Origin of the sequence: Methanocalculus alkaliphilus, assembly GCF_024170505.1 — an archaeon.
Classification (GTDB): Archaea; Halobacteriota; Methanomicrobia; order Methanomicrobiales; family Methanocorpusculaceae; genus Methanocalculus; species Methanocalculus alkaliphilus.
Window position 1 is genome coordinate 15,570 of sequence record NZ_JALJYG010000020.1, and the last position, 15,000, is coordinate 30,569.

Consider the following 15,000-nt stretch of genomic DNA (forward strand, 5'->3'; position numbering starts at 1 on the left):
ATAATATGATGCTATGGAAACTGATTCCTCCCCGGACAGGTTGGAGTGGGATGCAAAGATGCCATTTATCGGGAAGACTGAAATTCGGCATATTCTCCTTGGAATTGCGATTGCCGGCCTTTTTCTCACTATGCTTCTGGTCGGAATCGAGCTGGCAAGTCCGACACCGGCATCTGTTGTTGACTATCTGGTGGTCGGGGTCGTGATGACGGGGTTTCTGCTCCTTCTTATTTTCCTGGCCACTGCACTTCTCCATGTCGTGACAAAAGGGGGTAATGTCTATCGGTTCATCATAGATAAGGACGGGGCAGCCTATCTTCCTGGAAAGAGTGCTGAGAAGATGACAGATGCGATGGCCGTCCTCGGCTTACTCTCCGGCAATGCCACTGTTGCCGGAGCCGGGCTCATCGCCAGGGGCCAGGCATCCGGCGGGATCCGCTGGAAAGAGGTGAAGTCTGTTCAGCTCATTCCGCAGGAGAAGAAGATCTATATTGCCCGGAAGGCCCTCATCAATCCGGTACTTATCTGCTGTACTGATGAGACCTATCCGATGGCGGTTGATCTGGTCCGTCGGTATAGCGGTAAGAAACCACAATGATATTTTTCATCTATCCGATCCAAGAGTAGAGACAATGCCCCCTTCAGCCGATACGGTACGGGACCTCCATAAATATGAGTACACGATCCTCTTTGCCATTGAACGGCTGATGAAACGGTATGCCTGGGTCCCGTTCGATGATCTCAAACGGGTCACCCGTCTCTCGAAGAACGAACTTGAATACCGTCTCGGGGAACTGCTTCAGAAAGATCTCGTCCGTTATGAAGGTGCCCCATACCCGGGGTATTCCCTCCTCTTCAATGGGTATGATGCCCTTGCCCTCCATACCCTGACGAAACGGGGGAGCATCTCCGCCCTCGGCTCACTCATCGGTGTCGGGAAGGAGTCCGAGGTCTTTGAGGCACTCGGTCTTGGTGTCATCGTCCTCAAGTTTCACCGGGTCGGCCAGCAGTCATTCCAGTCGGTCCGGTTGAACCGGGAGTATATGAATAAGGATGGCCACTGCCCCTGGATCTTCGCCTCAGCCCACTCTGCCGAGCAGGAGTATGAAGCCCTCCTCCGCCTCAACGGCAAGGTCCGGGTCCCCGTCCCGATTGACCGGAGCCGCCATACCATCGCGATGTCATACGTGCCGGGGGTCAATCTCAACCAGTGTACCCTTGAGGATCCAAAGTACATCCTTGAAGAACTGATGGAGGAGATGAAGAAGATCTATGCCCTTGGGATCATCCATGCCGACTTCTCCGAGTATAATGTGATGGTCAATGAGGACCACTGCTGGATCATCGACTGGCCGCAGTGGGTATCTGTGACGCATCCGAATGCAGATGAGATTCTCCTTCATGATGTTACAACCATCGTGGATTTCTTCAACCGGAAGTACCGCATGGCACTCCAGGTCAGTGACGCACTCGATCAGGTGACCGGGTGATACCATGCGTGTCTATGGGATCGATATCGTCAAAGGGTCGGTCCGGTCACGGTCAAAAAGGCCACTATTTGCCCTATGCCGGATCATCGACGATGAGATCGCCTCTGAGACGGAGGTCTCCCTCTTTCGGCTCATCAGGATCCTCGAGGCAGAAGAGCCGGATATCCTTGCCGTTGACAGCCTGCAGGAGGTAGCGGCAGATACCAAGGAGCTCTATACCTTCCTCCAGTCCCTCCCTCCAAAGACCGATCTCATCCAGGTGACCGGGGGTGGTGATCACCGGGAGAGCCTCGCCCAGGTTGCAGGGAGATATAATATCACCTTTAACCGGTTCGATCCCTATGCAGAAGCGAGGACGTCGGCGAAGGTCGCTGCACTCGGTGCGGGATGCCGCGTAGAGGCGTTTGCAGATACCTGCCTCATCACCGTCTCGCGGGGCAGATCTCCTGGAAAGGGCGGATGGAGCCAGAACCGATACACCCGGAAGATCCACGGGGCGGTCCGGACGAAGGCCCGTGAGATCGAGATGACCCTGCTCGATGCCGGTCTGAAGTATGAGATGAAGGAGTTCCGGGCATTCGGGGGGTACTCCAGGGTCATCTTCGTTGTCTCTGCCCCGAGAGCCCATGTGCCGGTCAGGAATCTCCGGGGCTCTGATGTGCAGGTGAATGTCTCACAGCCACGGCTTGAACGAATCCGGTTCATCCCGCAGAGCGGGAAACCCCGGTATCTCATCGCCGGGATCGATCCCGGAACGACGATGGCGGTTGCGCTCCTGAACCTTGATGGTGAACTCGTTCATCTCTCCAGCTCCCGGCTCACCTCCATCGCAGATGTCATCTCTCTCATCACTGAGCATGGCCGGCCCCTGATCATCGCCTCGGATAAGAAGGAGATGCCGGGGACGGTCGAGAAGATCCGGCGTTCATTCAATGCGGTCCCGTTTCTGCCACGGAGTGATATGCCGGTCCCTGAGAAGTTTGAGCTTGCCGGCTCAATACAGTACGAAAACGACCATGAACGGGATGCCTATGCGGCTGCGATGGTCGCATACCGGCATTATAAAAACAAATTTGCGAGCCTCTCTAAACGGATCCCCTCCGGTGTCGCACTCGATGAGATCCGTGCCCGGGTGATCAGGGGGCGATCCCTTGAACAGGCGCTCTCGGATCTCTCTCCAGCCGGTGCTGATGAAGAGCCGAAGGCGCAGGTCCCGGAGGAGCCGGAGTCGGAGGCACGGCGGGGCAGGGAGCGTGAATATGAGGCGATGGTCGCCCGGCTCCGTTCGCTGGTCTCGGAACTGTATGCAGAGGGGCAGAAGAAGGATGATGAGATCAGGCGTCTCCGGCGCACGCTCCAGAACGAACGATCGAAGGTGAAGGCCCGTATCCGGCGTGATAGCGAGGTTGCCCGGCTTGAAGGGATCATCAAAAACCAGAAACGGCATCTGAGGCGTGAAGAGAAGAGGAACCGGACCCTCCGCAAGCAGCTTGAACGGATGAGGACCTATGCCGATCTCCTGGATGGTGAGGATCTCGTCCCGCTCAAGGTGCTTGAGAGCCTCTCCCGCGATGCCATCAGGAGGCTTGATGCTGAGATGGGGAGAAAACCCGGAGACTGGATCTATCTTGGGAGGACGGACGGGTGGGGGAAGAATGCGATCCGTGAACTTGCCGAGGTGCAGATCGCCGGGGTTGTTGTCCCCGATCTCTCAGTCCTGCCCCCCGATCTCATCTCCCTCTTCCGGGAGATGAGGATACCCCTCATCGGTGAGCAGGGGCTCGGGCTTCGTCTGCAGGGCTCGATCGGGATCTGTCTGCGGAGTGCGCTTGATGATCGGTACAGGGTATGGCAGGAGGAGCAGGAGCGGTATGAACGTGAGAAGAAGGTTGATTCGATCGAGACACTCTTTAAGGAGTATCGATCTGAACGGGAACGTGAGGTGAGAAAAGGTGGATGATCGTGCTCTTCTGGATGGTATCCGGATGATTGTGGGTGAGAAGGAGACGGCGGATGACTGTTCCGTCCTCGCAGTCGGGGATCGGTTCCTTGTGATGACGACCGATATGCTCCATGAGACGACCGACTTTCCGGCAGGGATGACCGATTATGAGATCGGATGGATGGCGGCGGCGGTGACTCTCTCTGATATCGCATCGATGGGTGCAGAGCCGGCTGATCTCCTGATGGCGGTTGGCCTTGACCGGCCGGAGCGGCTCTCCGGGATCACCAATGGTGCCGCCGCCTGCTGCCGGTCGGTGGGGGGACGGCTTGCCGGGGGTGATATTGATCGGCATACAGAGCTGACGATCGTCTCAACAGCGATCGGGTTTGTTGCAGGGGATCGGATCCTCCGCCGATCCGGTGCCCGCCCCGGTGATCTCGTCTGCGTGACGGGCCGGCCCGGTGCGGCAGAGGCGGGCCTGAAGGGTGATCCGAGGTTCTGGAAGAATCTCATCACGCCGATACCGCGTGTCAGGGAGGGGATCGCCTTTGCTGAAGGCGGGGCAACAGCGATGATGGATCTCTCCGACGGGATTGCCCTTTCACTCTATGATCTCTCGCGGGCTTCCGGAGTCGGCTTCTCCCTTGACCCCGCCCTCTTCCCGCGTATTCCCGGAATACCTGAGCCAGAAGCAACCGATCTCTTCCTCTATGGGGGCGGGGACTTTGAACTGATTGCAACGGTTCCGGAGAATCGGTTCCCGATCCCGGGGGTGGATGCCACCGTGATTGGTGTCGTGACAACCGAGATGGCGATCCTCTCCGGCGGCCATCCGATCCCGCTACGCGGGTATACGCATAGGTGGGAGTGAGGGTATCTTTCGATGACTATTAATCTCTCAGTGGGTACACCCTGATCAATGTACTTTCATGCCCTGATCCCCTTCAAGCCGATCAATCCAAAGACCCGCCTCTCCTGTGTGATGAACCAGGAGGAGCGTGAAGGCTTTGCCCGGGCGATGCTTGAGGATGTCGTCACCGCAGTGAACCGGACCGGGTGTTCCGCAACCCTCCTCTCCACCTCCCCGTATGCCTGCGAGACTGCACTCGTCGCCGTCAGGAATGACGGGCTGAACGAGGCGATCGACTGGGCACTTCCGCAGTTTCACTGCCCTGCCCTGATCATCATGGCCGACCTCCCCCTCGTCACCGCCGGTGCACTCCAGCGTATCCTCTCAACCGAGGCCGATATGGCGATCGTTCCGGGGCGTGGGGGCGGGACGAACGTCGTCTTCCTAAAAAGTCCTGCCTGCTTTACGGCACAGTATTATGGGTCGAGCTTCCGGAAACATCTCGCCATGGCAAAAGAGTGCGGCTTCTCGGTGGAGGTGATCGACTCGTTCCGCCTCTCGACCGATATCGATGAGAAGGAGGATCTCGTCGAGGTCCTGATTCATGGGCGGGGGAAGAGCAGGGAGTATCTTGAGTCGCTTGGGTTTGGTGTAACGGAAGAGAAGGGGCGGGTCGGGGTGTCGCGGAGCTGATGAACTTTCCGGGGGGTTGGGATCGAAGCCTGAAGCGGTGAATTTCTTCCCTCAACCCCTGATCTTATATACACATACATACACATACACAGATATGGGTACCCGAACCATCAGTATCAGTGATGACGCCTATGAGCGTCTCTCCCAGCTGAAACTGGGGACGAAGATGAGTTTCTCGGACGTCATCCTCAAATTTACTCCTCCCAGGAAGAAGCTCTCCGAGATATTACAGGAGCTTGGCCCAAATCGGGAGCTTGCAGACTCGATTGAACGGGCCTCACGTGATATGAGAAAAGCAAGGATGCGAGAGGTCACCTTTGATGCCGACACTTGATACCTCATTTATCATCGATCTGATTCGCCACGAACCCGGTGCACTCAAGGTATTGGAAATGATAGAGCAGGAAGGTCTGACTCCTGCAACCACACCAATAACAATTCTCGAGCTCTTTCGGGGTGCATACCTGTCATCCTCTCCTGAGAAGAACAAAAAAGAGATCGAAGCAATTACAGAACATCTTTTGCACCAGAATATTGTAGAGGAGACGTACGGTGTCTTTGGAGCGCTTTCTGCAAGATTAAGAGGTGATGGCAGGCCTGTTGGAGATTTTGACGAACTGATCGCCGCAATAGCACTCTGTTATGATGGTGAGATTGTGACAAGGGATCATCATTTTGAGAGAATTCCTGGTTTAGTAGTCAGGAGATATTGAGCCTGTTGTCTTCGGATCTGGTATCCACAAAGTGAGGGTTATCCATATCCGGGAAAGTCTGCCTCATGCATCTGATGGCGGTGTCGCCACATGGACGCACCATGGTTGATGTTCAGATTTTTTAAAGAAGATACCGCGACACGAAAAAGGGTTGGTTGTTAATTCTGGCTCAAAGGGGGGCTATATTTACCCTTATTTCCTCATCGCACCCATAAACAGACACTCATCCGGGGCGATCGTCTCGATCCCCTCCCCTTCTCCGACGAGTTCCTCAAGTCCCCGGATGATCACCACCGGGATACACTCATCCGCCTCGCCCATCAGGAGCTCTGCTGCCGAGGCGATACAGTCTCCGACGGCCCGCCGGGTCACCTCAAGGGTTCTGCCGAAGAGATCGTTTTTGCCCCGGCAGTCGGTCACCGCCTCCATCCCGGAACACCCGATGGTAACCCCCGAGACCCCAAGCCGCATTGCATGGGTTCGTGAATCAATGATCAGGACGGCAACCTCCCGTCCGGTCCGGTCCCTGATCTCCTGCCGGATTCGTCGTGCCGAGACGTCTGCATTGGCGGGGAGGGGGATGATCGTCCCGTCAGGGGCATTTGATCCATCCACACCTGCATTGGGGAGGAGTGTCCCGTTTCGGATGCAGAGGAGATATCCGGGGATACCGCCGACGATCTCGTCGGACTCGGAGATGACAACCTCCGCCACCCTCGGATCCATCTGATACCTCTCTCCGTACCGGAGTGCCTCGGGTGAGGGGGTGACATCCGCGAGCCGGATAACCCTCCCTTCTGCGGTGGCCAGTGCCGATTCGGCGATAGTAATGATATCCCCATCCCGGATCCCTTCGGGGGCTGATTGGATGATCCGGTCCACGATATCATCCCCCGGCGTTATGAGGCCGGTTCTGCACCCATATGCTGAAAACGAACTGTTCATCATCTCTCTCCCTGCATCTTCTCACAGACCCTGATGACATCGCGTGTCGCTGCAATATCATGGGTCCGGATCATTGCTGCACCGGCCATCACGAGCAGTGCAGTCAGCCCGAGTGTTCCGGCGAGACGCTCCTCGGCAGGTTTTCCCAGAAGATCACCGATGAAGCTCTTCCGGGAGATGGCACCAAGAAGGGGGCGTTCGAAGGTTAAAAAATCAGAGAAGCGGCGGCAGAGATCCCAGTCATGCTCAGATCTCCGTGACGGCACCCAGCGGCCGATACCGGGGTCAAGGATGAGGTCTTTGATCCCATACGCCTCTGCCCGTTCGGTGACGAGTGCGAGGGCCGCCATCGTCTCGTCTGCACCATGGGGATCACCGGGCTGCTCCCGTGCCGCCATCGCGATGACCAAAAGTCCGCTCTCTGCGGCCCGTTCTGCAAAACGTTCATCTGCAAGGCCATGAATGTCGTTGATTGCGGCGATATCATACCTGAGTGCGAGATCGAGGGCATCCGCATACATCGTATCGACCGAGACAGGGATGCCTGTCCCCTCCAGCTCGGCAAGTGAGCTCTTCAGCCGTCTGCACTCCTCTTCGACGGTGATCGACCTGCTCTGTGGTGCCGTGCTCCGGGCACCGAGATCGATGATGGACGCACCCTCATCGATCATCTTCTCCGCATTTCTGAGGATGCTCCCGGATGGAACATAGGATCCATGAAAAAAGGATTCAGGGCTTGTGTTGATGACGCCCATCAGCCGGACCGGGTTCTCCCCACCGATACCGGCCTTTCCGATCAGAGTGGTCCGCATGAACGTAGACGTGCGGCGGCGAAGGTATTCTCCATCAGGGTGGCGATCGTCATCGGGCCGACACCACCCGGCACCGGGCTGATCCCGGCGGTCTTCCACTCGACCTTGTCAAAGTCCACATCGCCGCAGAGCTTCCCGTTCTCATCATAGTTGGTTCCGATGTCGATGACGATGCTCCCATCCCCGACCATCTCCTGGGTGACGAACCGTGCTTTTCCGATAGCGGAGACGAGGATCTCTGCACCGGATGTCACGGTGGCAAGATCTTCTGTCTTTGAATGGCAGATGGTGACCGTTGCATCCGCATTGAGAAGAAGGGCGGCCATCGGTCGTCCGACATCGATACTCCTCCCGATGACGACTGCACGCTTTCCTGCAGGGTTGATCCCATACTCGGCAAGGAGGTTCATCACGCCAAGCGGGGTGCAGGGTGAGAAGACGGGTGATCCCGAGAAGAGGCGACCCAGGTTGGTTGGATGAAATCCGTCCACATCCTTCTCGGGGGATACCGCCTCGATGATGGCATGGGTATCGACCTGGGAGGGGAGGGGGAGCTGGACGAGGATACCGTCGATCATCGGATCCTCATTTAAGCGGTGGACTGCGTCGAGGACCTCCTGGGTCGTCGCCGTCTCCGGGAGATCGACTGCAATCGAGCCGATGCCGACCCGTTCACATGCCCTGTGCTTCATCTTGACATAGAGCTGTGATGCCGGATCTTCTCCGACAAGGACGGTGGCGAGCCGGGGGTAGAGCCCGGACTCTTCGATCTTCTCGCGGAGGAGGGCGAGCCGCTTCTCCGACGTCTGCTTACCATCAAGGATCATACTGCATCAGGGTAGAGGGGGAACTTCCCGCAGAGTTCGGAGACCTCTTCCTTCACCATCTTGTGGATATTTTTATCATTGATGTTCTTTAAGACGCGGCCAATCCAGTCGCCTATCAGCTTCATCTCGTCCTCTTTCATGCCGCGGGAGGTGACAGTCGGGGTACCGACCCGGAGCCCGGAGGTGACGAACGGACTGCGCTTCTCACGGGGGATGGTATTTTTATTGACGGTGATCCCTGCACAGCCAAGCGCCTCCTCGGCCTCAAGGCCGGTGATGCCATGGTCTGAGAGATCAAGGAGGGCAAGGTGGTTGTCGGTTCCGCCTGAGCAGACACGGAGGTCGTTGTCTGCGAGTGTCTCTGCAAGGACTCTGGCGTTCTTCACGACCTGTTTTGCATACTCGACGTAGGACGGCTCAAGTGCCTCCTTGAAACAGACGGCTTTTGCGGCGATGACATGCATCAGCGGGCCGCCCTGAAGGCCGGGGAAGACCGATTTGTCGATGAGCGGCCCATCCTCCTTTCTGCAGAGGATAGCACCACCGCGCGGACCTCTGAGGGTCTTATGCGTCGTCGTTGTGGTAAACCTGCAGACATCAATCGGTGAGTTATGGATACCTGCTGCGACAAGACCGGCGATATGGGCGATATCTGCAACACAGATTGCACCAACCTCGTCGGCGATCTCGCCGAATGCCTTAAAGTCGATCTCACGTGGGTATGCTGATGCACCGCAGACGATCATCTTCGGCTTCACCTGGCGTGCCATATCAGCGATTGCACTGTAGTCCAGTATCTCGGTCTCGTAGTCTACACCATAGCTGTGAACATCATAGAGTTTCCCGCTGATGTTGACCGGCGATCCATGCGAGAGATGGCCACCCTGCGTCAGGCTCTGGCTCATGATGACATCCCCCGGCTGAATGGTGGCAAAATAGACCGCCTGGTTCGCCTGGCTCCCCGAATGGGGCTGGACGTTGGCATGCTCGGCGGAGAAGAGGCTGCAGAGCCGGTCACGCGCGATATTCTCAACGACATCATGGTGTTCACAACCGCCATAGTACCGCTTGCCCGGATACCCTTCGGCGTACTTGTTGCACATGATTGAGCCGGTGGCTTCCATCACTGCCCGGCTGACGACGTTTTCGGATGCGATCAGCTCAAGACCAAAAACCTGTCTCTGCCGCTCATTCTCGATGATTGCTGCGACTTCTGGATCATCGCGTTCAAGGAATGACATATAAATAGAAATGGCGGTAAAGAGGTAATATCCTTTCTTGTCTCAGGTGAGGGCAAACAATTATCTTTCGTCAGTCAGATCTTACAACAAAGGGGTTGTGCGGGAAGAATGGATGCACGAATGAAGTTTCTGGAGCATGAGCTTGAAGAGAAGGAACGGGAGCTGGTGAAGGTGAAGCGCGAAGAGGAGCCTCCCCGGGAGGCTGATGATAGTGCGAGGGTGATCGCACTCGAACGGCGGGTGCGTGAGCTTGAGGCGATGCAGAAAGGCCTGATGGAAGAACTGCTCGATCTCAAGTCGGTGACGAGAAAACTCGCACGGAGTATTGAAGAGCAGGAGAGGGAGGAGATCCAGCCTGTCGAGATGAAAGCACCTGATGCACGCCCGCGATCCCGGGCTGCCTCAGCGGGTGTCGTTCCAGAGGTCACGGTCAGGCGTGCTGCGCGTGCTCCTGCCGCAGAGGTTCCGCCGGAACCCGAACCCGAACCTGAGATTGATCAATCCGATATGGATCTGATCATGCAGCCTGATGGCACGCTCAAGCCGGAGAAGCGATCAGGAAATGACTATATCATTGCCAGCAGCGGCTATGCTCCTGCATCCCCGATGAAGAAGGGGAAGATCTCAAGCAGGATCTATGAAGCCCCTGACGTTGATCCAAAGAGCGGTGCTGTCATCAACAGCAATGATCCCGATGAAAAACGGCCGAGCGAGACGATCCGGCGTAAAAAATAGATTGAATGATTGAAGGTGTTTGATCTTTGCATATCACCCAGCTTGAGATCGACAACTTCAAGTCATTTGCACGAAAGACGAGGATACCTTTTGAAACAGGGTTTACTGTCATCTCAGGGCCAAATGGTTCTGGAAAGAGTAATATCCTCGACAGCATTCTTTTTGCACTTGGTATCACGTCAGCCCGCGGCCTCCGTGCGGAACGGCTGACCGATCTCATCAACGCCAGTTCTGCAAAGAATACCGCGGAGGTCATCGTCTCCTTCTCGGACGGGACACGGATCACCCGGCGGATCAAGCGGACGCCGAACGGATATTACTCCTATCACTACCTTAACGGGCGATTGAGTAAACAGAGTGAGATCCTTGCTTTTCTCTCCCGCCACGGGATCAAGCCGCATGGGTACAATATCGTGATGCAGGGGGATGTTGCCAGGATCATGGAGATGAGCGATGGCGAGCGGCGGAAGATCGTCGATGAGATCGCCGGTGTCGCCGAGTTCGATCTGAAACGTGATCAGGCGATGGCAGAGCTTGAGGTTGTCCGCGGGAGGATCGATCGTGAAGAGATCCTCCTGCACGAACTCCTCGAACGCCTCGATGTCCTTAAAAATGAACGTGAACAGGCCCTCCATTATAAACGCCTGCAGGAGGATCTCGAATCCTTTGTAGCGATGCGCAATGTCGCCCTCCTCCGTGAGAAGAAGAGGGAGGAAGTGAGCATCCAGGGGATGATCACAGAGCATGAATCTGCTATCACCCGGATTGCCGACGATATCGCCCATGATACTCATGAACGGGACTTCCTGCGTTCTGAGATGAAGGAGATTGATGAAGAGATCAGTCGGATGACCGGGCCGGAGTATCTCCGTATCCTCTCCGAGATCGAGGAGGCGAAAGGGACGATCCGGATCTCCGAACAGGGTATCCAGCGGAACATGCGGGAACGGGAGACAAACCTGGAGGCTGTCAACCGGAAGTTTGCTGATATACGCCGGTCCGAGGCGACGGTGAAGGAGAGGACAGACGGGATCAGGAGCCTCTCGATCGATCGTGCAAACCTCGGAATGGAGCTCTCAGGCCTGAAAGCAAAGATGGAGAAGGCAGAGAAGGAGCTTGCCGAGGCGAATGAGGATACCGAAGGAGCCCAGGAGGAGCTCTTCTCCTCCATGGGAGCGCTTGAGGAGATGAAGACGGAGCGCTCGCGTCTCCTCTCTGAGAAGGATGGAATCATCGAGAGGAGCCGGATCCGGGTATCCGAGCGTGAACGGCTTGCTCCCCGCCTGCAGGCAGCGAGGGATGAGCGGCATGAGAAGGAGCGGGAGGTTCGCGAGGCGTCTGTCGAACTGACCGACCTCCAGGAGGAGCAGCGGGCCGGTGACCAGCAGCTCTCTTCCATTGAGAAGAAACTGATGACCCTCCGTGGATCTCATGAGGAGGTGCGGTCCAATCTCCGCTCCCTTGAGCAGAAGCAGGTTCGCCTTGAGGCGCAGCAGCAGGCACAGGGGGAGGCCGGTGGACGTGCCATTGAGGCGGTTCTTGGAATGGAGGGTGTCTATGGCACCATTGCCCAGCTCGGCAGGGCTCCCCCGGATTATGCGACCGCACTGAATGTCGCTGCCGGGGGGAGGCTCCACCATGTCGTTGCATCCGATGATCAGATCGCCGCTGATGCCATCCGTTTCCTTAAAGAGGGGCGGCTTGGTCGCGTGACGTTCCTGCCCCTCTCAAAGCTCCGGGTGCCGCCCCCACTCCCTCCCGTCTCCGGTGACGGGATCATCGACTATGCGATCCGGCTGATTGAGTATGATCCGGCATATGAACGTGCCTTCTCGCTCATCTTCGGAACGACCCTTGTTGTCGATACGATGGAGAATGGCCGGCGGCTCCTCGGCCGCCACCGGATGGTGACCCTCGACGGTGATCTCCTCGAGCGGACGGGAGCGATGACCGGCGGTTCGGTGAAGCGTGAGATGAAGGGCTTTGGGGCGGCCGTCGATCGGGAGATATCCCAGCTGGCAGGCCGCATCACGGAGCTCCGGCGTGAGGAGGAGGAGCTTGCCGCTGCTATCGGGCGGCAGGCAGCAGTCGCAGAAGAGCTCCGGGCAGATCGCCAGGCTGCCTCCCAGAAGGCAGCCCGCCTTGAGCTGATCATCAGCGAGTATGGAAAACGTATCGCAGCGCTTGATGCCGAGATCGTGGGGCTTGAAGAGGCGCTCTCGACACTTGAGGGTGGCGAGGCGGAGATAGCTCTGGAGATTGCTGCACTTGAGGAGCGGCTTGACGGCCTCACCGAACGGATTGGAGAGACGAATACAAGGATTGCCGAGATCAAGAAGCGGATCGCAGAGTCTGAGACACTCCGGCTGAGTGAGCTGATCCAGGGGCTGAAGCGGCAGATCGAGGATCTTGAGCGGCGTCTCCGGAATAAAGAGGCCGATATTACAGATCTTCAGCGTGAGCGGCAGTACTTCCAGAAGAGGATCGAGGAGATGACCGCAGAGAAGGAGGCGCTCCTTGAGAAGAATATCACCCTTGAGACCGAGACGCGGGGGCTTGAGGAGACGATCGCCGGGTCAAGGGATCGGATCTCCGCTCTTGAGGAGGAGCAGCGATCCTTCTCGGACGAGATCGAGGGGCTCAGGCAGAAGAGGAGTGCGATCGACGAGCAGGTTGCTGCGATGGAGCGGAAGCTGCACCAGCATGCCCATGATAACGAGCGGCATATCATTCAGCTTGATGCTCTCAGGGAGCGGGCACAGTCGATAGCAGAAGAGATAGCAGCACTCACCCCCGATGTATCGGGGATAGAATGCGATCTCACTCCTGAAGAGATAGAGGAGGGCATTGCGACGACGGAACGGCAGATCAGGAAGATCGGGGCGGTCAATATGCTCGCCATCGAGGAGTATGATCGTGTCAGTGGCCGTGTTACCGAGAGGACCCAACGAAAGGAGATCCTCTCCCGTGAACGTTCAGATCTCATCGAGAGGATAGAAGGATTCGAACGGATGAAGCGTGAGGCGTTCCTCACCTCATACCATGCCATCGATACAAACTTTAAAGAGATCTATGCCAGCCTCTCAAGCGGATGGGGCCAGCTGATCCTTGAGAATGAGGAGGACCCCTTCAGCGGCGGCCTCACATTTGAGGTGCATCCGCAGGATAAGAAGGTGCACCGGCTGAATATGATGAGCGGGGGGGAGAAGTCGCTCGTGACGCTTGCCCTGATATTTGCTATCCAGCGGTATATGCCGGCCCCCTTCTATGGTCTTGATGAGGTTGATATGCATCTTGACGGCTCGAATGTGGAGGGGATATCACGGATGATCCGTACCCTCTCAGAACACTCTCAGTTCATCTCAATTTCACTCCGAAAACCGATGATCCAGGCGGCAGACCGAATCATCGGGGTGACGATCCGACCTGACAAGAGCACGCTTGTAACGGGTATGAAGTGCAATGTCTGAAGCGACAGTCCCGCAGGATGGTACTGCCGAGGAGCCGGTTGAGATCCTCGTCCGGATGGCGGAGGAGGGGGAGATCGATCCCTGGAATATCGATATTGTCCTTGTAACGGATCGGTTCCTCGGGGAGCTTGAGCGGCGCAGGGAGCTTGACCTTCGGATCTCGGGTCGGACACTCCTGTATGCGTCGATCCTCCTCCGGATGAAGTCTGATATTCTCCTTGAGCGCCAGGCGGTTTCTGAAGAGGAGGAGATCATCGATGAGTACGATGATGGCGATCTCTTCTTTGATGATGTGGTGGATTCGGATGGTGCCGGATCGCACCTGGGGCCAATCGAGGCGCTCGAGCGGGAGATTCAGCGACGGATCAAAAGGAAGGAGTACAGGACCCGGCCGGTGACGCTCTACGAGCTGATCACCCAGCTGAAGCTTGCTGAGAAGGAGGAGCGGCGTCGGCAGAAGCGGCGCCATCTCCCGGACGAGGATGATGATCTCCTGACATTTGCCGATGATGTGGTGGAGATAGCCCATGATGAGGTCTATGAGGAGCTCTCCACCTCGATTCATGCAACCCTCATCTCCCTCGATCCCACTGGCCTTGAGCCGATTCCGCTCTCCCGGATCGCCTCTGAGATGCGGCTTCCCCTCTTTGATGTATATATTCCAATCCTCTTCCTGATGCTGGACGGGCGGGTGGATCTCCTCCAGGAGGAGTTCTATGGGGAGCTCTATATTGCGCGTTCCCCACTTGAGCAGCCTGAGGAGATCTGAATATCTGCGGAAAGTGGTTTTTTCTCCGGGGTGGGATCTCTTTTCATGGGTCTGGATCTCTGGTAAAACCGAACCTTTATCAGTGCGAATAGCATTCTATATAGAGTCGCAGGGGGCAGGAGGGCGCCGCGACGGGGCACTGCTCCGCGTTAAAGCGCCTGATTCATCCGCAATCCGGAGCATATCCGGGATTTCGGCATCCCGCCTCCGACCGGGCGCAGCACCCTCTCTGGGGGTCTGCGCCACCGGGTCCCGGTGCTGTATATGCCGGGGCTCGTCAGGGTGGTGGGTGTGATCCGGTGACGTTGTCCTTCGGGGCAGCAACCTATATATCCTCACACCGCTAACATGTAGAATCTGCGCAGGAGATTCAAAAGAGTCTCCGGATGCAGAACGCAGGGGTTAAATACTCGCCCTGCGTATAGAATAAACCCGAGATATTCTCAGTGGAGAACCGATGCGACCCGGCTGTGACCGGTGTCGGTTCTGACGTTGGCTGTGGTAATGCGG

Annotated in this window: 15 protein-coding genes; 11 read left to right on the forward strand and 4 right to left on the reverse strand. The window is 56.9% G+C overall.

Translation table 11 applies throughout. The features are described 5' to 3' along the window. Positions 1–13 precede the first annotated feature (13 nt). The 7 genes from J2T58_RS10420 to J2T58_RS10450 all read left to right on the forward strand — a co-directional run bounded on the left by J2T58_RS10420 (position 14) and on the right by J2T58_RS10450 (position 5,691). Positions 14–598, forward strand: coding sequence for a hypothetical protein (locus J2T58_RS10420; RefSeq protein WP_253489721.1), 585 nt, complete (start codon positions 14–16; stop codon positions 596–598). 34 nt (positions 599–632) lie between these two features. Next, complete coding sequence (locus tag J2T58_RS10425; protein WP_253489724.1) at positions 633–1,490, forward strand: serine/threonine-protein kinase RIO2; 858 nt, start codon at positions 633–635, stop codon at positions 1,488–1,490. Positions 1,491–1,494: 4 nt separating this feature from the next. Then, the gene (locus J2T58_RS10430) at positions 1,495–3,450 is read left to right on the forward strand and encodes a DUF460 domain-containing protein (RefSeq protein ID WP_253489727.1); all 1,956 of its coding nucleotides are present in this window, start codon (positions 1,495–1,497) and stop codon (positions 3,448–3,450) included. After that, positions 3,443–4,306, forward strand: a complete 864-nt coding sequence (gene thiL / locus J2T58_RS10435; protein ID WP_253489730.1) for a thiamine-phosphate kinase — start codon at positions 3,443–3,445, stop codon at positions 4,304–4,306. The genes J2T58_RS10430 and thiL overlap by 8 nt, the downstream gene beginning before the upstream one ends. A 48-nt stretch (positions 4,307–4,354) precedes the next feature. Beyond that, a complete protein-coding gene (gene cofC, locus J2T58_RS10440; RefSeq protein WP_253489731.1) occupies positions 4,355–4,978 on the forward strand; it encodes a 2-phospho-L-lactate guanylyltransferase in 624 nt (207 codons plus the stop codon). Between the two features lie 94 nt (positions 4,979–5,072). Further along, entirely contained in the window at positions 5,073–5,312 is a 240-nt protein-coding gene (locus J2T58_RS10445; protein WP_253489732.1) for an antitoxin VapB family protein, read from the forward strand. After that, entirely contained in the window at positions 5,299–5,691 is a 393-nt protein-coding gene (locus J2T58_RS10450) for a type II toxin-antitoxin system VapC family toxin (RefSeq protein ID WP_253489733.1), read from the forward strand. Before J2T58_RS10445 ends, J2T58_RS10450 begins: the two co-directional genes overlap by 14 nt. A gap of 192 nt (positions 5,692–5,883) precedes the next feature. Here the strand turns inward: J2T58_RS10450 and cofE are convergent, their stop codons facing one another. From cofE to glyA, 4 genes are read right to left on the reverse strand one after another with little or no spacing between them, the layout of a single operon-like run. Next, complete coding sequence (cofE, locus tag J2T58_RS10455) at positions 5,884–6,639, reverse strand: coenzyme F420-0:L-glutamate ligase (RefSeq protein ID WP_366518470.1); 756 nt, start codon at positions 6,637–6,639, stop codon at positions 5,884–5,886. Next, entirely contained in the window at positions 6,636–7,448 is an 813-nt protein-coding gene (folP, locus tag J2T58_RS10460; protein WP_253489734.1) for a dihydropteroate synthase, read from the reverse strand. Before folP ends, cofE begins: the two co-directional genes overlap by 4 nt. Continuing rightward, positions 7,433–8,275, reverse strand: a complete 843-nt coding sequence (folD, locus tag J2T58_RS10465; RefSeq protein ID WP_253489735.1) for a bifunctional methylenetetrahydrofolate dehydrogenase/methenyltetrahydrofolate cyclohydrolase FolD — start codon at positions 8,273–8,275, stop codon at positions 7,433–7,435. The genes folP and folD overlap by 16 nt, the downstream gene beginning before the upstream one ends. After that, entirely contained in the window at positions 8,272–9,516 is a 1,245-nt protein-coding gene (gene glyA / locus J2T58_RS10470) for a serine hydroxymethyltransferase (RefSeq protein ID WP_253489736.1), read from the reverse strand. The genes folD and glyA overlap by 4 nt, the downstream gene beginning before the upstream one ends. A 108-nt stretch (positions 9,517–9,624) precedes the next feature. On the opposite strand from glyA, the gene J2T58_RS10475 reads away from it, so the two are divergent. The 4 genes from J2T58_RS10475 to J2T58_RS10490 all read left to right on the forward strand — a co-directional run bounded on the left by J2T58_RS10475 (position 9,625) and on the right by J2T58_RS10490 (position 14,785). Continuing rightward, positions 9,625–10,251: a hypothetical protein gene (locus tag J2T58_RS10475; RefSeq protein ID WP_253489737.1), complete on the forward strand. Its 627-nt coding sequence runs from the start codon at positions 9,625–9,627 to the stop codon at positions 10,249–10,251. Positions 10,252–10,277: 26 nt separating this feature from the next. Further along, complete coding sequence (gene smc / locus J2T58_RS10480; RefSeq protein WP_253489740.1) at positions 10,278–13,721, forward strand: chromosome segregation protein SMC; 3,444 nt, start codon at positions 10,278–10,280, stop codon at positions 13,719–13,721. Next, complete coding sequence (locus J2T58_RS10485) at positions 13,714–14,490, forward strand: segregation/condensation protein A (protein ID WP_253489743.1); 777 nt, start codon at positions 13,714–13,716, stop codon at positions 14,488–14,490. The genes smc and J2T58_RS10485 overlap by 8 nt, the downstream gene beginning before the upstream one ends. Positions 14,491–14,572: 82 nt before the next feature. Continuing rightward, a complete protein-coding gene (locus J2T58_RS10490; RefSeq protein WP_253489746.1) occupies positions 14,573–14,785 on the forward strand; it encodes a hypothetical protein in 213 nt (70 codons plus the stop codon). Positions 14,786–15,000: the final 215 nt, after the last annotated feature.